Below are 17,499 nucleotides of genomic sequence, written 5' to 3' on the forward strand. Positions count from 1 at the left end.
TACTCCTTATTTTCGCATTTATTAATTTTCCAGCAGATGAAAAATGCTTTTATTTCATTTAATTGTCAATAAATGTTTTAGTATTTTTACTATTTAAGCAACGGTAGGCTTCAACAAGATATTCCATAAAAATTTTATGGTGGTAAGACATATGTTGGTTACGGGGATGTATTAGCCACACCGCGAGCGGTGGGCAACGATAGTTTGCTAAAACCTCTACTAACTCTCCATTGTTCAGATGTTTTTGAAAAAAATATTGTGGGAGCCGAGCAATGCCTATGCCTTCCATAACAGCTTCCAATGCTAAAGCAGAATTGTTGACGCGTAAATTGCCCGTAGCGGTGATAGAGGTTAGTTGATGATTATCCTCAAAATCCCATATTTCGCCTTCATACAAATTAATTTGATGAATAATACAATTATGATGAATCAAATCATGAGGATGTTTGGGTACTCCATGATGCTGGAGGTAATGAGGTGACGCACAACAAATTAATTGATGCTCAATAAGCTTTTGGGATTGTAATGTGCGAGTATGAACTTCTTTATATCGGAAATAAAAATCAAAAGTATCCTCAATGAAATCAGGATAAATATTACTTTTGAAATAGTTAATTTTAATCAGTGGGAATTTTTTAATGAATCCCGAAATAATGGGGATTAATTCCATATAGCCTGAATAAGCAGCAATACTGAGATGAAGCGTGCCTTTAGGTGATTTAATTTTATCTGCAATACTTTGGTGTAGTTCTGACATCAATCCAGTAATCATTTGACAGTGTTGATAACAATACTCGCCATAACTCGTTAATGAAAATCGTCTGGTGTTACGATTTAAAAGAGTGACACCGAGTGATGCTTCTAATTTGGCAATTTTTCGAGTGACCGATGCAGGCGACATCTTTAATACATTTGCCGCTTTATAAAAACTGTTGCTATCAACCACTTGTATAAAAACTTGAATCTCAGAAATCATACCACATTGATTATTGCAAAAATGAAATAATATATTACTGAAATAACCTATTGATTACAAATAAAAAAAAATAAAAAATAGGCTTGTTTTTAACAATAAAAGGACAAAAATGGACAGGTTAAATGAGCAAATTTCCAAGCATACAAAAGAAGCGTTTTCACCTAAAAAAATACGCAAATTAAGTGAGGCTTTCTTAAGACAAGGGATGATTAAAATACCTGATGTAGTGAACAATGAACTTAAATCCCTTGTTCATGTTGAAATCCATAAACTATTAAAAGAATATGCGGAACGTCGTGATCTGATTTTAAAAACAACCGACAATACTCCGCGTTATTTAAGTGTCGTTAGAAGCGAACTCATTGCGGAGCATAGCACTTTATTAAGCGAAGTCAGAGAGTCGCCTGCATTATTGCAATTTTTGGCTATGCTGTGTCAAGAACCACTTTTCACTGATGTAAAAGAAGATGAAAAATTTGTCATTACCAAACAAGAGTTCAGTGGCGATACTCATGGGTGGCATTGGGGAGATTACGGTTATGCTTTAATTTGGATTGTGGAAGTGCCGCCCGTGGATTGTGGTGGAATGTTACAGTGTATTCCTCATACCAGCTGGGATAAAGAGCAACCTGATGTCTATCAATACCTTTGCGATCACCCGATTCATACTTATTCTTTTGTTCCGGGTGATGTGTATCTCTTAAAAGCGGATACCACTTTGCACCGCACGGTGCCATTACGTTACGATGCAACGAGAATCATGTTGAATATGACTTGGGCAAGTATCCGTGACATGAATAAAAGCTCTCATGAGGTAGATGACCGATGGTGGGATAATGTAAATGCAACGGCAGCTCGTCATGTCGCATAAAGTCCTCTTGGCTGATCCCGCTGTTTTGCAGCGGGCAAAACAGCAATTATTGCGTTATCCTACATTTTCAGATAGGCGGCATCACTTTATAAAAACCATTCAATGCAATCAAGAATGGCGAATGCGTCGGTGTATCAATTTGGTTGCTGCAGAAGGTCCATTGAGTCCAATGGCGAGATCTTTATTGTCTGCTGATCTATGCACACGGACAGCAGGAGGCCATATTGGAGCAAAGCAGCGCTATTTTGCCGCAACTCATTGGATTGATGAAATGGAAGCTTATACTTACGAGAGCCTCAAATCACTCTTTCAATGCCAATTTTGTGATTTTCGGCTTATTGGCGGTACGCAGGCGTGTCAAGTAGTCTATTCTCTTCTTACTAAACCAGGCGATACGGTCATAGCTATTATGCCAGAGCAGGGCGGGGATTCAAGTCATTGTGAGCAAAGTATGCCGGGGTTATTACAACTCAATGTAATACCTATGCCTTTTTTGGACGATAACCTTAGCATTGATCTAAAACGGCTAGAACAATTGGTTTATCAGCACCATCCATCGCTGATTAGTCTTGGATTATCGGTGTCTTTGTTTGAACTGCCATTGCAAACGATTCAAAACATTGCTCACCAGCATGGCGCCAGGGTTTTTTACGATGCAGCGCATGAATTAGGGTTAATCGCAGGGGGATGTTTTGCCAATCCTTTTTTACAAAAAATTGATGTAGTGAGTGGTTCCACGGGAAAAACATTCAGTGGTCCTCAAGGCGGACTTTTGTTATGGAATGATGAAACACTTCATGCGAATTTTTCTTCATTGATTTTTCCTGGTTTTGTTGGTACGTACCAGTTAAATCGTGTTGCTGCATTAGGGTTAACTGCTCTGGAGTTTTTAGAGTATGGTAATGCGTACATGTCGCAAGTCATTAAAAATGCCCAAGCATTGGCTCAGTCTTTGGATGCCTATGGGCTGACTGTTTGGGCAAAAAGCAAAGGGTTTACTCAAACCCATCAAGTCCTTCTTGATATGACCGCCTATGCTGGAGGGTGGGCTGCTATCAGACGATTAGAGCGCTGTGACATCATTGGAAACCCTGTTTTTATTCCTGGAGCAGCATCTATTTTACCCACAGGTTTAAGATTAGCGACAACCGAAATGACGCGCCGAGGCATGAAGGAATCTGAAATGAACATGGTTGCAAATCTTATCGCCAGAGCATTATGCACGGACGAGTCAAGCAGTCAAATTGCGCATGACTCAAATAACCTGGCTGCCTTGTTTCAAACAATTCATTACTGTTAAGGATGACCAAATGACCTACTTTTTAATGATGGCTGTTTTATTAAATATAATGCCTGGTCCGGCGATGTTTTACGTGATACATCACAGTATGCAAAAAAATAGTCGCAGGACATTCTTATCACTTTTTGGGATTGAATGTGGTACTTTTGTGCATACTATAGCGGCTACCCTTGGATTAACCGTTCTGCTGATTAAAATTCCTTTCTTTTTGATAGGGGCTAAATATTTATGCGCTTTATTTTTAATTTATCTTGGAGCATCGGCTTTAAAAAAGCAAACATTAAAACCGGTAAACAATTTTTATTTAGTCAGTAAAGATTATTTTATATTTTGCAAAGGTGTAATTATTAATCTTTTGAATCCCAAAGTTCTTCTTTTTTTATGGCAATTTTGCCACAATGTATCACTATTGATGCACCTGATGCGAAATATCAAATATTTTTACTCGGATCTTTATTTTGTCTGTTTGGCGTTATTATTCGTGGATTAATCAGTATCGTTTTGTTGACTGTTTTACCAGCGCAGAGGGTAAATTCGACAGAAAAAATGTCCTGGTTGGATAAGAGCATACATTCTTTATTTATCTTATGTGGAATTATCTTATTGATCTGGTCCAAGTAGTTTCGCTTTGGAAACTAAAAACTGTTTATTCCTTGTTTATAGATAGAAACATGACAACCACTAAAGTTGGCTTATTAAACCTTACGGAAGAGTTAGTGAATGACACAATCTTTCTTCCCTTATATGATAAAACTGTATTTCGTTATAAATTATTACTTATTTTTTTAATGAGGCTTTTAATGAATAACCTTATAATTTTAAAAGAGAATTTATAAGGATAAATGGTTTTTTATTTACTTTCATTTCACCTTTAAATACTATTAGTGAGACTACATAATCATGGATTAAAAATGATACGGAAATTTATCCTAAGAGGTATTATATGGTTTAGCATTTATGTTTCTGCCTTATCTGCACATTCTAATATCGAGTTGATCCTAGATGGTGGGGTTGATTGGTTTAGCCCGCCTAAAAGTACACACATTATTGTTACGGACATTGAAACAGATTCTATAGAACAAGGCACTTCTCATGCCACTGGAGACATTGGTCTGGCTGTTAATTATAGATTTCCTCTTTTGAATAATATTCAAACGCCTTGGTTTAATCAGTTTGGAGTCGGGTTAAATCTTCGTTACAGCGGATTTTCCAATTTTATTATTGATGGTCAAGTCTATCAATTTGAACAAGCGGATTTAAACAATTATCGTTATCGCCTTTATTTTGAAAATACTCGGCTTTTAGCACAACTTACGTTTGATGTACTTACTTATAAACAAGCCTCTTTGTTTATTTTAGGTGGTCTCGGCGGTGGCTGGTCTAAATTTAATTATGAAGATAAACCCATTTCAAGTGACTTAGAAGGGGGGGTATCTTTAAATAATAAACATACAACAAAATTGGTCACCGATGCAGGTATTGGTCTGAATTATCACTATTCAGCAGGATTTTCATACTCACTAAGCTATTTATATACTAATTATGGTCATATTAGCGCCAGTTCTTCTGGGCAACTAAATGGTGAATATGTAACTCTAGCTTCACCAGCGTATGCACTGAGTTCAAATACCCTTTTAGTTGGAGTTCACTATGTTATCTAATCATATTCAAAGGTGCAGGATGCGCTGTATTTCAATCAGTGCATTATTATTGATATCAGGTAGCTGCCATGCTGAGTTACCCATTTCATTTATCTCTTCCACTTCAATCAATGATCTTGCTATTGGGCAAACTCAAACTTTAAATTATACAATTAGAAATAATGTTAGAGGGCGCACGTTACCTTTACGAAGCATCCAGGTTATCAATGATGGTGATAATCAATCCTCTCAAGTGACAACTCTTACCACTACTTGTGGTAGTACCCTGGCATACAATGCAACTTGTTCTATCTCTGTAGTTATAGCGAATGCTACTGCTAATATAAATCGTCATTTAAGTATTAATTATGGTGGACGTAGTCCATTAACGAGTCCTATTAAATCAAAAATTAGTAAAGCAAAATATACCGTATTGGTATATATCATTGGTTCTGATCTGCAGACCGATCATAATTTTGCGAATTTTAATATTGCACAAATGGAACAAGTAGGATCTACATCCAATATGAATATTATATTAGAAACAGGGGGATCTCGTTCTCCTGGTTATCAAACTGTTCAGCGAAAAATTGTTTATAAAGGGAAAACACAGCAGCTTGCTGATTTGGGTAGTCTGGCTATGGGTAACCCCGCAGTTATAAAAGACTTTTTGCAGTGGGGAATTACAAATTATCCAGCTGAAAAATACATTACCATTTTTTGGGATCATGGTGGGGGTCCCAATGGCGGTTATGGTGGCGCGGATATTCCTCCCGCACCTGGAAAAATTGCAATCAATGATTTATCTAAGGTAGTTGGTGAAGTTGCTGGAGGAATTAGTCACTTTTTTGAAATCATTGGATTTGACGCATGTTTAATGGCCTCTGCGGAAACTCTAGCCAGTTATTCGGGTTATGCTAAATATTTTATTGCATCTGAAGATTTAGAGCCGGGTAAAGGCTGGCAGTATAATACGTTCCTAAAATATATTGATGAGCATCCCACTGCCACTGGCGAAGACATAGGAAAAGTTATTATTGATGGTTATACCGAACAAAATAACACAGGCTCAACTACGCTATCGCTTTCGGATCTAAGTGAAGTAATGAATTTAAATACTGCTCTTACTCATTTTGCAACAGCTCTTGAGAACTATCTAACAAACGATGAAAGTTGGATGACCATTGCTAAAAGTCGTTTTAAATCAGCAGATTATAGTACTTCAGTCTGGGATAATAAAAGTGTGGATGTGGTTGACTTAGTAGAGTTTGCTCAACGGATTGGTACAGCCATTCCCTCTCTAAATGACACTGCTCAAGCAGTCATCAATGCAGTAGATAAAGCAGTGCTCTATCTTAAAAATAGTGCTGATAGAGCAGATTCGTATGGTTTAACCTCTTACTTCCCATCCATAATGGCGCAATACGAAACAATATATCCAGATGTCACTCAAATTGATGGTGAGTATTTTTCTCATCTACATATGTTGGTTTTGTCCAGAGATATAGAAACTATTATATAACTAATATCAACTCTCTAAAAGCGATATTAGCTGACACGACCTTTGATGGAACCAATTATCTCAGCACTGTAACCAACTCATTTAATGAGCTTTATGCAGCTGTTGGAAATGAGAACTGTGTTAATTTAACAGATAATAGAAATAGTCCGGTAACCAACGTTCCTTGTTATACCAGTAACCAATCAACAGGAATTGAGGTCACGCCAACAATAGGAAATGCATATTCTTTGAGTTTTAATAAAAGTGAACATTTATATAACTGGCCAATATTAAATGATCAGGCGGTACTTTTTATTCCAGACGATGCTTCGCCCAACAATCCTGATGAAACTAACTTCTTAATACCGGTCACTCAAATTTTAAATCCAATTCAAGATGATGTTGATGGATATATTTCTGTGCGACGTATTAACAACGAATATCAAATTTCCGGGTTTCAAAGTGGTATAGGAAGCACAAACACGGCCAGCAAAGTTGTAGACATTAATGAAGGAGACCGATTTTATATTCGTACCTACGGTTATAACGATACGTTAATTAATCCCCAATGGCAGCTGATGAGAACGAACTTTATAGTTACTGCACCATTAACTTTGTCATTCAGAGTTCTTCCTGAAGGGACGACCTCAACTAATACATTTGATGCGTTTAGATTTTTGGTGGGTGATGTTACTGGAGCACTTCTAATTAGCCCAGGTTATGCGGCATATTAAATAGAGAGACTTCAATCAAGTAGCAAAGCGACGAGTTGCAGTTTTAAATTTTATACATTTTTTAGCTGCAACTTTTAACCACGATGGTGACTTCATTTTAAAATAATCGGTTCAATATTAAGTTGTACACTATAACGCTCTTTAATTCGTGATTGGATCCAGGCAGCAAACTCCAATAACTCTGCTTGATATGCACCTCCATAATTTACCATAACCAATGCATGTTTCTGGTAAATTCCAACATTCCCTTGTCGCAATCCTTTCAGACCCAAACTATCAATCAGCCATCCTGCTGATATTTTAATTTTCTCGTGTTCATGCGTGGTGTACACCGGTAAATTAGGGTGTTGAATACATAATTTCTGCGCTAATTTTTTTGGTATGATTGGATTATGAAAAAAACTACCTGCATTACCTAGCTCGTTTGGGTCAGGCAATTTACTTTGACGAATATTGATGATTATATTACGCAAATCATATGGTGTTGGATTAGTTAAAGATGAAAGTCTTTGAGCAACATCACCGTAATTTGCGTTAAAAGTTGGATTTGATAATAAAGTAAAAGTAACGCTAATAACGATATAGCGCGAATTATTTTTTAAAATACTGTTTCGATAACTAAATTGACACTCACTGTTGCTGAGACTAACTAATTTCGCAGTTTGAAGATCATAGACCAAAACCTTTTTTATAAAATCTTTAACTTCAACTCCATAGGCGCCAATATTTTGAATCGGTGATGCGCCCACTGTTCCTGGGATTAAGCTTAAATTTTCCAACCCAAAAGCACCATGAGTGTTACAATAAGCCACAAACTCATCCCAACTCTCACCAGCCATCGCCGTAACAATCTGCTCTTGCCCATCTGTAGTAATTGAAATACCACGTAACTCATTATGAACAACTAAACCTTGATATCGAGTGGGTATAATTAAATTACTACCTCCTCCCAAGACAAAGAACTTAGAAAATTTAGAAATAAGCTTCCTAAGTTCATCTAGTTGTTTGATTTGATTTAAGACAACATAATGAGATGCTGTTGATTTTAGGTGCAATGTATTTAAAGGAGTTAAATCAATATTCTCTAGGATGTTCAGCATCGGTTGGTAATCAGTTGTGTGTTAATCATGTATTATCGCGAGTTTAATTGGGAGACGCAATGGGTTTAACTAATAACGTTCGTATAAGCTCCCAGGATCTGCTGACAGCTAGAAAATGCCATCAGTCTTTGTGCTGATCGAGTGATTAAGGGGCTTTGTCTTAGCTCAAAAGTAGGGCAGTTTAAAATAAGAATCTCAAATTATTGATATGCTCTGCGACCTTTAAATTATAAATAGCTGGCCACCAATAATGCCGAATAAATATCCCCAAAAGAAAGGATGGAACGTTCCAAAACCAAAATATAAGTTAACTAATTGGTCAGATTATAATGACGCCTTACGGCAATGGGGTAATATTATAGTTTGGTTATCAGCGGAAACAATATCGCAGTGGTATGAGAAAGACAGGGTTTATGACGGCACTGGAACACCAAAGCGTTACAGTGATTTTGCGATAATAACGTGCCATAAAATGCGCCAGGTTTATAGGCTGCCCTTGCGGCAAAGGCAAGGCTTTATTGATTCAATATTTAGGATAATAGGATTGTCATTGGACTGTCCTGATTTAGGGTTTATAGTTTCCGTAGGAAAAGATAACGGGTGTTAGAAAAATGAACAAAGAGTATTGGTATCAAAAATGGCAATCTAACGATATAGGCTTTAATAAGCTCAAGGAGCACGGCAGAATGGTGTGGTAGAAAAAAGGCAATATGGCAAGAGAGATCTATCCGAGCTTGCTATGCGGAGTTATCAGAAAATACTGGGTAATACGATGCATGCTAGAGATTTTGTAAGACAAAAACAAGAGGCCATGATTGGCTGTGGTGTACTTAATAAAATGACTTCTTTGGGAATGCCTGCAAGCTATAGATCCTCCTAAATTTTAGATAACGAAACGATGCTGAGGGTTAAGAAAGCCCCAATGCTTCAGATTTAATCCGTTCTTTATTTCGAAAAAATAGACTATCTAGACTGGCCAAAGCCTTATGAACTTAGGTCTACCTTATATCTGCTCAATTATATTGATAGCGAAGAGTACCGACGTCATATTTTGATACAACTCAATAAAGGTGAAAGTCGCCACAGCTTGGCGCGCACAGGGTGAAGTGATAAATGAAGAAGATGAAGCAAAGTTATCACCATTAGGGCGGAAACATATTAATTTCTTGGGTTACTTATACATTTACAATGCAAGAAATTAGGGCACTGAGTAATAAATAATTGATCATTCCTGTTGATTCACTAGTTTAATTATATCTCATTCTATAGAGTTTTTAATTCCATTAAAATCAATATCATAGGTTGAAGCAGGATAAAAACCTTTTTTAACTTGGATCACCCTACAGAGAACATTAAGCATCATTAGAGTACTCTTTAATCTAATCCAGGGATATGCTTGATTTTTTAAAATGTCATGAGCTTGGCAATAATCTTTAACAAATTGCCGTGGATTTCTTGCAAAATACTTCATACCATGAAGAATCATTCCTTGGCCAAGCATATAAGGTTTCATATGCTGCATGTTGGGAATATCACATTGTCGTTGTCCACTAAAAATAGCGTTCCAATCAATTTTATCAGTAAGCAAATGAAAACCGCTTGTAACTCTTGGATTACACTCAAGAACATAGGCTTTGTCATCCGCTAAAATAAAATCAAAAGCAATTTGCCCACTGAATTCAAACTGCTTGCAAAATAACTTGATAAACTCTGTAATCGGTTTAATCTCGGCAGGCTCAAAGTAAATCCCCGTTGAACGTCCCACAACATATTTAGAGAAATAGCACGATTGAATTAATACATCACCTTTATGTGTAATTGCATACGTACTGTATTCCTTTCCCTTTATAAATCGTTGTGCAACGTACGGATCCTTGATTGGTAAATCAGCAATGGCTTTCTGGGTTGGATTAATAATAGTTCGTGAGCCAAATCGAGAAAAGATAGGTTTTAAAACCAGATTTTCACCCTTAGGAAGACTCCCTTTATCCTTATCTTCATTGATTAACCAACTTTCAGGAGCATTCAAATGAAACTTTCTTGCCATCTCATTAAAAACATACTTATCATGTAATTGATTTAATCGCTCAAAAGGCTCACAAAAAACACGAGTGTACTTAGATAATTCCTTATGACCTTGGCTGATATGAAAAATCTCTTCGCATGTAGGGATAAGCATCTGAATTTTATAGTTGATCACTATTTCTTTAAGCGCTTTTAGGAAAGAATCCAGATCATCGTTGGGTTTTGGAATAACAAAGTGCTTTTTTACCCCCTTTACAACGCGTGAAAGTGGATAGAACATACTTTCCGCACCATAAACTTCATATCCCTGACTAATGAGGCTGCGCATGATATCCATTGTTGCAGGGGCTCTTCCACCAGTAACTAAAATCCTCATGAATTTTTTTCCCCAAAAATCATTAAACTAATCTTGAAAATTAACTAATTGTTCATAAAAATGTTGTGGTGTTGCATAGGCTAAGAGAGGTTCGAAACTATTACTAAATGCAGCAAGATGCTTTGGTGCAATCATTTTTGTCATTATTTCATTGAGAACATAGGCTATTTGTAGGGAGTCTCCTCCCATTTCGTCAAAAGTAGCATGTATGTCAATATCTTCAAGTGGTAATGACAATGCACGTGCAAATAATTGACGAATACGAATTAACAAATCATCAGTATCACTTAGTACACTATGAGTAATCGTTTCAGGTTTCGTTAACCGTTTCTGATCAACTTTGCCATTAATGGTCATAGGAAGCTCATCTAGAAATATAAAGTGATTGGGCATCATATAATAGGGAAGGACCTTGGATAAAAGACTACGTAACTCTTTACTTTCATATTGTTTATTAGAAACAATATAAGCAACTAAAACATCATGAGCTTCACCTAGAGCATTATCTATCTTGGTATTAAGTACTATAACTTGCAAAACTCCATCAATCTCTGATAATTTATTTTCTATTGTCGCTAGTTCGATACGATGCCCACGAACTTTAGTTTGCTGATCTTTTCTGCCAAGATATACAAGCAGGCCATCCTCTCGATGTTTTGCTAAATCACCACTTTGATACATTCGCTGCCCAGGAACAAAAGGATCATCAATAAAACAGAGAGCAGTTTCTTCCGGCCTATTTATATATCCCAATCCAACATTACTGCCACCAATATAAATTTCACCCTCTTGACCAATTTTCACTGGTCTACGATACTCATCAAGGCAATAGATTTTAGTATTTGCAGCAGGAATACCAATTGGTACACTGCCATGAATATCTTGATGCCTATCAAATTGATGAATCATACATCCGACAGTTGTTTCTGTGGGACCATATTCATTAAAATTCGTGCGCCTGGTAGTTTTTGAATGAGGGTTTTGGCAAGCTGACAAGGAAATGACTCACCACCTACCACTAATGTGATTTGCTTTTCTCGATGCATGGGTAAATGATGTACCATTCTCAAATGGGATGGAGTCAACTTTAAAAAATTCAGCGACTCATCAATCATCATCTTTTTTAAACCCAAAGAGCTAGTCGGATCAAGAGTCAATTTAATACTACCGCCTGTCAAAAGAGGTAAATAAAGCGCTGTTACAGTCAGATCAAAAGCAATACTCGTAAATAATGCGGTATGATAAGGTTGATCATTATTTCTATAGGCAGTTACGGCCCAAGATAAATAATTTAACAATTGACCCTGATTGATCATTACTCCTTTAGGTGTGCCTGTGGAACCCGATGTATAAATAATATAGGCCAATTCATTTAGGGAGTTTGCTTGTATTTTTGGTGTTGTTTTAATATCGATATTTTTGGGTATTTGAATACTTAATCCAGGCCAGCTTCGCTTAAATTCAGAGGCGTGATCATGAATCAACAACTCAGGGTTTGCATCCTGCAATAGACTCAAAACCCAGTTAAATGGTGATTTGATATCAATTGGTATATATGCTGCTCCTAAATACCAACAAGCCAATATAGAGCAAATCATGTCCTGGTTTCTTGGTAGGAAAATAGCAACTTTATCTCCCTTTTTAACACCCAAGTAAAAAAATAAACTCGCTATTTCTACAACACGATTTCGTAATTCCTCGTAAGTCATGGCAACTAAATTGTCTAGAATTAGAGCCTTTTCTTGTTTATATAATTGAGTACATTCCCAAATCATAGAAAAAATTGTTTGACTCTTTGAATACTGGACAGAAGAATTATTATAAATAGGCCATAGCGAATCACAATATAATTGGTTTTTATCTAAATAATGGTGATCTTCAACCAGTTTTTTAAATTGATTTGCTAAATTCATACAATCCGTCTCAGTTGCATGTGCATTAGAAATTGAAAAGCATATCGTTGTTTCGTTTTGGTGCTCTGTAATAACGAGAACTATCGGCGCAAGTGGAACATCAATTGGTAAATAATAACCGTTTAGAACCTTATTATCATGGTGATTCAAGTTTAATTCTTCTAGGTCTATAGTCAGCTTAGAGATTAGCCCTGTTATCATGAACTGCTTTTTTTTGTTTTGGTATGCAACCAACATATGGATAATAAATTTTAACAATGGTAAAGGGGTATAAAGCAAATAAGAATCATATTTACCTATCATAAGTTCATTTTGATTGCTCAATTGTTTAATCATATCAGAATAGATTAACTGCCAGCTTGCGCCTTCTTGTACTTCAACAAAGATTGGATTTGAAAAATTAGCGGTAATATTTTTTCCTGGAGAGTGCGTTCTTAAATCCACAGGAATCATAAATCGTCCTTTGGTTCCGCCCCTCTGAACACTGTAATCTAATAATATTTCACATAGTTTTGCAGTTATTGCGTGAATTTTTCCTGGAATAATTACCTTATGCCATAATTGATTAGTATGTTCTGTCCCTGTATGACCAGTTGGTGAAACACAATCAAATGAAAAGTTTGGACGATATCTATTATTTTTTAGTTGCTTAAGAAATTCATAATCAGTTAGAGATTCATAGGAACCAAGTAAATTTTGTTTGTGCCAAGCACGAAAAATATCTTTCACCCATAAATATAATCCCATCCCATCCATTATGCCGTGGAATGCTCGAAATACTAAAAAATGGCGCGATCCTTTGATATAAGTGATTTGTGTTGCTAAATTACTAGAATAAAATTGATGACAATGAAAAAAAGATGGCAATTGAATATCATCTCCATCCCATTCAGTCTCCTCAATATGTATCAGCTTGGAATCGTTTCGATTTTCTGGATCTTTATACCAAAATGAATTAGATACTTTTAAATTTGCATGCAGATTAATAAATGGATTAGCTGAGTTTACCTGAATAATTGCTTGATTTAGTGAGGATACATCCACCTCAGAATCCATTTCAAGGACTAACTGCAAGTAAAATAAATAATTACTCCTGTCAGCACTGATGTAGAGTTTTTCGCTAGGACTTAGTGCTCTTTGAAATACCTTACTGTATTTATGTGACATACAAATCACGCTACTTTATAAATTATATTGGTTTTCAATTAGTATAAATTGATCCAATATTGTACATTGGAGTGTTAATTTATTCAATTATAAAATAATTAATTGAAATAAAATACCTTCAGTTAAAAAAAGTAAAAGAGGGTATATTTTTCATAAATGATTCTCAAATTAACACCTTAGACTTTTTAAATTAGAGCGATGATGAATTCTTGCGATTTATAAAAATAAGAAATCTCAATCCGAACGACTTGGGTGATTAGTTTGATTGTTTTCATCCTCGTAGTTTGATCTCACTCGATCTAAAAATTGACCTATCCCCAAAAAATAATGCCATGACATAGATGAGATTTCCGATAAACTAAACCAAAAGGAGATCTCAAAGTGAAAAAGCGTTACACAGAAGAACAAATTATAAAAGCAATCAAATCGCATGAAGCAGGTATAAAGGTCGAAGAGATATGTCGAGACTATGGAATTTCGTCAGGCACATTTTACAATTGGCGAAGTAAGTATGCTGGCCTTGAAGTGAATGAGGCCAAGCGTCTTCGTGAGCTTGAATCAGAGAATGTTAATCTTAAAAAACTGTTGGCAGATAAGCTCCTGGAGCTAGAGGCAATGAAGGATGTATTATCAAAAAAGTGGTGAAGCCAGCAGCAAGAAAGTCGATCATCGAGCACCTAATATGTTTCTTTAAGTTGAGTGAGCGAGTAGCTTGCAAGCTGGCAGGATTAAGCCGCACAGCATTTCGTTATCAATGTAAACCACGTACGGATGAGAAGGCCAGAACACGACTCAAGGTTTTAGCCGCACAATATCCGGCCTATGGTTATTTAATTCTTCATGGACTACTTAAAGCTGAAGGCTTGGTTCAGAATAAGAAGCATACTTATCGATTATACACTGAGGAGGGACTTCAAGTTCGAACAAAGAAAAGGAAAAAACTGACTCGTCCTCGCCAACCAATGGAAGTTCCTTCTGCACCAAACCAGCGTTGGTCGATGGATTTTGTATCGGATCAACTTAGCAATGGGAGACGATTTCGAATATTGAATGTAGTGGATGATTATTCTCGTGAAATGGTTGGCCAGCTAATATCTACCTCAATCAGTGGCAAACAAGTGGCTCGCTTTTTAGACCAACTTATTGAGCAAAGAAATAAGCCTATTAAAGTGATTTGTGATAATGGTACAGAATTTACTAGTAAAGCGATGTTTTTCTGGAGCAAAGAAACGAATGTCACTTTAGGGTTTATTCAACCAGGAAAACCAACTCAAAATGCGTTTGTTGAGAGCTTAAACGGGAAATTCAGAAATGAATGCCTTAATCAGCACTGGTTTCGAACAATGGAGGAAGCACGATTTGAGATTGAACAATGGCGTAAACACTACAATAATGTTCGACCTCATAGCTCTCTAAATTATATGCCTCCTGTTGAATACGCAAGAAAGGTGGCATAGGATAATGAATCTCATCAAAGAAGTGGTACTAATTTAGGGGATAGGTCAAGATCAAAACAAATGTTGATCATAATGTTTCAAGGGGCTTTAAACTGGTGGAATATATTGCATAATATATTCTATTGTCGCTCATTTTTGATTTTTATTGAATAACAATAAGTTAAATGCAAGGATAAAAACTAATACCTAAAAGCACTACTTGGGAAAAGTTAAAGTAATTCTGATTCGAGGATTTTTACTGAGCACTTTTCCCATGAATAAAGACAAGCTCTATTGAGCGACTGAAGAATGGCGCCTCAAAGCAAAACTACCGCTGTATTTGGGTGCTTGTTAAGCTTTCAGCTTTAGCTGTTTCCCATAAATGAATTAATTGCCTGATATGCGTGTAAAATTTCGCGCCTAGTTAGTTTCAATCCATTTTTTATCCGAATAAATAAGCTGGTGCCCAACCGTTCTGACGCACAACAAAGATTCAGAGTTTGGCACACTTCAATAAAGTAATATAAATCATTTGAGGAAGGTAACATGTTAACAACAATAGGCAAAATGATAATCACCTGTCAAGGAAAGAAATACATTTTAATCTAAGGGATCTTAAGCAAAAGAATCAGTTAGATTAGATTAAAACCATTAGTCTATAATAATAGTAATGTAAGTGCTTTAGGAGGATACAATGGTAGGATTTATCAAACCGCATCGTACTCCGTCCCCTGATAGTGGCCGAAAAGACCTCTTTATTGATGAGTTAGGATAACATCAAAATATTATTCAAAAATGGATTGATCATCTCCAAGATGAAGCTAAACGCAATTCAAATGATATTTCCCAATTTCAATTTGGAAAAATATTAGGATACCTTTTACTTCAAGGCTTAAAAAGAGCAGAAATATCTCCTTCTGACTTCAAATCTTTCGCTTTAGACCCTTGGGAAGCACCTGAATATAAGTTTATTGACCGAACCACTGGCATAATCCAGGATAGATACAAAATTTACTTCGAGATACCAGGATCGAGTTCATTTAATAATGAACAGAGAGAGTCAGCGAAAGAACAACTAAATGCCAACAAGGCCAATGCACAGATACGTTATTCCCCACAATAACTAATGATGGTCTTATGGTTTTTTCTTTTGAAGATAAAATAGAACCAATTAGATCTAAATTATTTATAAAACTAGCAGAAAACATAGAAGTAGAATCAGATGCATGGAGTAGATTAATACTTCTTATAAAAAATCAAATAACAGAAGGGAATCAGCATGGTAAAATATTGGGGTTAATTTTATATGCAAGCATCATCCCAGAACGCAGAGATGATTTTTTTAATGATATTTGCTCGGAGTTAGTAAAATTAACGAGTGATGAATTCAATTATACATTTACTTCAACAATAGTTAGTCTACTTAAAGATATTATTCCTGGATATGAAAATAAGGTGATGGATTTCCTTCATAAAAATAACAAAAAAAGCGATATAAGCAAACAAGGATCTATTTTGGGACTTCCAAGTGAAAAAACGAGCGTAGTAATAAATGAAATGAAAGCACGTGAATCATTAGAAGAACAACGTAATAAACACTCAGACGCAGAGCAACTTAGAAAAACTCTAGTGGGCGCCATTGATGAATACCTTAGATGGCGTGATAATAAAAGTACAGAAAAGGATTATAAACAGTCTTCGGGATATTTTACTTGGCTCCGTCATTATACAGACTTTGGCAAAAATCGAGCTGATGATTTAAAAAACGAGCTAAATAAAGCTCAAGATTTAAATACCATGATCGATGTTTTACAAAAACACTTCTCCAATAATTCCCGATTAAATAATCATTCTCTTGACAGCTATTTAGTAAGAGCTTTGTACAAAGACTTTAATCAATTTAAGTCTATCGTTAATTTTGAGCACCTCTTAATAAGGGGAGATACTCAAGCCAACCGTGAGTGGATAAGAGATGAGTTGTTGCGTGATGTGTTAAAAAAAGAAACAAAAAAAGATTTGAATGTGAGATTAGAAAGACCTCAAGTTGAGCAACAAGGCAGATCAACTCTACCCAATAAAACAAAAGCTCAGATCAATATTATGAGAATACCTGCTAATGAAAGAGAGGAGAATATTTTAGCTGTCTACATAGTATTAAAAAATGATGAATTGCTGAAAAATCAAGAAGGTTCGGTTCCAGAACTCGTCAAAGAAATACGAGAAATTGTAGGGAAACTTAATCCTTCAAAAGAAGGAGATATAGCAAACGCCATCATTGAAATCAAAAGAAAAATAGGTGAAAGCAGGGAGAGTCAGTATAGTGAAAATGCTCAGAGCCTCATCGAAGCATTTGCCAAACCAAGTTGTTGTGATTTTCAAAAAATTCGCGCTGCTTTATCGACAAACCCTGCAATGGACCAAATAATGAATCCGGTTAGGGTTGGAATGGAGTTAAACTAA

12 protein-coding genes and 3 pseudogenes are annotated in these 17,499 nt (G+C 36.0%); 10 read left to right on the forward strand and 5 right to left on the reverse strand.

The annotated features are described in order from the left end of the window. Positions 1 to 58: 58 nt before the first annotated feature. The gene (locus tag EL220_RS08745; RefSeq protein WP_027270050.1) at positions 59 to 976 is read right to left on the reverse strand and encodes a LysR family transcriptional regulator; all 918 of its coding nucleotides are present in this window, start codon (positions 974 to 976) and stop codon (positions 59 to 61) included. A 109-nt stretch (positions 977 to 1,085) separates the two neighbouring features. Between EL220_RS08745 and EL220_RS08750 the strand changes: the two genes are divergently transcribed. The 6 genes from EL220_RS08750 (at position 1,086) to EL220_RS08775 (ending at position 7,022) form a co-directional block, all read left to right on the forward strand. Continuing rightward, complete coding sequence (locus tag EL220_RS08750; protein WP_027270051.1) at positions 1,086 to 1,847, forward strand: HalD/BesD family halogenase; 762 nt, start codon at positions 1,086 to 1,088, stop codon at positions 1,845 to 1,847. After that, the gene (locus EL220_RS08755; protein WP_027270052.1) at positions 1,837 to 3,147 is read left to right on the forward strand and encodes an aminotransferase class I/II-fold pyridoxal phosphate-dependent enzyme; all 1,311 of its coding nucleotides are present in this window, start codon (positions 1,837 to 1,839) and stop codon (positions 3,145 to 3,147) included. Before EL220_RS08750 ends, EL220_RS08755 begins: the two co-directional genes overlap by 11 nt. Positions 3,148 to 3,157: 10 nt before the next feature. Continuing rightward, on the forward strand, positions 3,158 to 3,637 hold the full coding sequence (locus tag EL220_RS08760) for a LysE family translocator (protein ID WP_232002718.1): 480 nt from the start codon (positions 3,158 to 3,160) through the stop codon (positions 3,635 to 3,637). Between the two features lie 421 nt (positions 3,638 to 4,058). Further along, a complete protein-coding gene (locus tag EL220_RS08765) occupies positions 4,059 to 4,808 on the forward strand; it encodes a hypothetical protein (protein WP_027270054.1) in 750 nt (249 codons plus the stop codon). A gap of 19 nt (positions 4,809 to 4,827) precedes the next feature. Next, positions 4,828 to 6,309, forward strand: coding sequence for a clostripain-related cysteine peptidase (locus EL220_RS08770; protein ID WP_164838758.1), 1,482 nt, complete (start codon positions 4,828 to 4,830; stop codon positions 6,307 to 6,309). Between the two features lie 227 nt (positions 6,310 to 6,536). After that, positions 6,537 to 7,022 carry a hypothetical protein gene (locus EL220_RS08775; RefSeq protein ID WP_128130863.1) on the forward strand — a complete coding sequence of 162 codons (486 nt, stop codon included), beginning with the start codon at positions 6,537 to 6,539 and terminating at the stop codon, positions 7,020 to 7,022. Positions 7,023 to 7,114: 92 nt separating this feature from the next. Here EL220_RS08775 and murB read toward each other — a convergent pair whose 3' ends face one another. Beyond that, on the reverse strand, positions 7,115 to 8,122 hold the full coding sequence (gene murB / locus EL220_RS08780) for a UDP-N-acetylmuramate dehydrogenase (RefSeq protein ID WP_051544703.1): 1,008 nt from the start codon (positions 8,120 to 8,122) through the stop codon (positions 7,115 to 7,117). A 250-nt stretch (positions 8,123 to 8,372) separates the two neighbouring features. Between murB and EL220_RS19780 the strand changes: the two are divergent. After that, positions 8,373 to 9,002 (forward strand): annotated as a pseudogene (locus EL220_RS19780) (transposase). A gap of 41 nt (positions 9,003 to 9,043) precedes the next feature. Beyond that, positions 9,044 to 9,218: pseudogene (locus EL220_RS19785) on the forward strand (Tn3 family transposase); the annotation flags it as partial. Between the two features lie 162 nt (positions 9,219 to 9,380). Here EL220_RS19785 and EL220_RS08805 read toward each other — a convergent pair. The 3 genes and pseudogenes from EL220_RS08805 to EL220_RS19560 form a co-directional block, all read right to left on the reverse strand. Continuing rightward, a complete protein-coding gene (locus tag EL220_RS08805) occupies positions 9,381 to 10,523 on the reverse strand; it encodes an ATP-grasp domain-containing protein (protein WP_027270058.1) in 1,143 nt (380 codons plus the stop codon). Positions 10,524 to 10,550: 27 nt separating this feature from the next. Further along, the gene (locus tag EL220_RS08810; RefSeq protein ID WP_232002743.1) at positions 10,551 to 11,204 is read right to left on the reverse strand and encodes a non-ribosomal peptide synthetase; all 654 of its coding nucleotides are present in this window, start codon (positions 11,202 to 11,204) and stop codon (positions 10,551 to 10,553) included. 123 nt (positions 11,205 to 11,327) lie between these two features. Further along, positions 11,328 to 13,603 (reverse strand): annotated as a pseudogene (locus tag EL220_RS19560) (AMP-binding protein); the annotation flags it as partial. Between the two features lie 381 nt (positions 13,604 to 13,984). On the opposite strand from EL220_RS19560, the gene EL220_RS08820 reads away from it, so the two are divergent. Both EL220_RS08820 and EL220_RS08825 read left to right on the forward strand, forming a co-directional pair. Beyond that, a protein-coding gene (locus tag EL220_RS08820; protein WP_128130830.1) for an IS3 family transposase occupies positions 13,985 to 15,060 on the forward strand; the annotation gives its coding sequence in 2 pieces (ribosomal slippage) (positions 13,985 to 14,234 and positions 14,234 to 15,060; 1,077 coding nt in all). 1,116 nt (positions 15,061 to 16,176) lie between these two features. Beyond that, positions 16,177 to 17,499: a hypothetical protein gene (locus EL220_RS08825; protein WP_232002719.1), complete on the forward strand. Its 1,323-nt coding sequence runs from the start codon at positions 16,177 to 16,179 to the stop codon at positions 17,497 to 17,499.

This window comes from Legionella sainthelensi, from assembly GCF_900637685.1.
Taxonomy (GTDB): Bacteria; Pseudomonadota; Gammaproteobacteria; order Legionellales; family Legionellaceae; genus Legionella; species Legionella sainthelensi.

What these genes read in the sequence shown, in the direction of transcription:
- EL220_RS08745 (WP_027270050.1), bottom strand. Translation starts at nt 976, where the DNA reads ATGATTTCTGAGATTCAAGTTTTTATACAAGTGGTTGATAGCAACAGT.
- EL220_RS08750 (WP_027270051.1), top strand. Translation starts at nt 1,086, where the DNA reads ATGGACAGGTTAAATGAGCAAATTTCCAAGCATACAAAAGAAGCGTTT.
- EL220_RS08755 (WP_027270052.1), top strand. Translation starts at nt 1,837, where the DNA reads ATGTCGCATAAAGTCCTCTTGGCTGATCCCGCTGTTTTGCAGCGGGCA.
- EL220_RS08760 (WP_232002718.1), top strand. Translation starts at nt 3,158, where the DNA reads ATGACCTACTTTTTAATGATGGCTGTTTTATTAAATATAATGCCTGGT.
- EL220_RS08765 (WP_027270054.1), top strand. Translation starts at nt 4,059, where the DNA reads ATGATACGGAAATTTATCCTAAGAGGTATTATATGGTTTAGCATTTAT.
- EL220_RS08770 (WP_164838758.1), top strand. Translation starts at nt 4,828, where the DNA reads ATGCGCTGTATTTCAATCAGTGCATTATTATTGATATCAGGTAGCTGC.
- murB (WP_051544703.1), bottom strand. Translation starts at nt 8,122, where the DNA reads ATGCTGAACATCCTAGAGAATATTGATTTAACTCCTTTAAATACATTG.
- EL220_RS08805 (WP_027270058.1), bottom strand. Translation starts at nt 10,523, where the DNA reads ATGAGGATTTTAGTTACTGGTGGAAGAGCCCCTGCAACAATGGATATC.
- EL220_RS08810 (WP_232002743.1), bottom strand. Translation starts at nt 11,204, where the DNA reads ATGTATCAAAGTGGTGATTTAGCAAAACATCGAGAGGATGGCCTGCTT.
- EL220_RS08825 (WP_232002719.1), top strand. Translation starts at nt 16,177, where the DNA reads ATGGTTTTTTCTTTTGAAGATAAAATAGAACCAATTAGATCTAAATTA.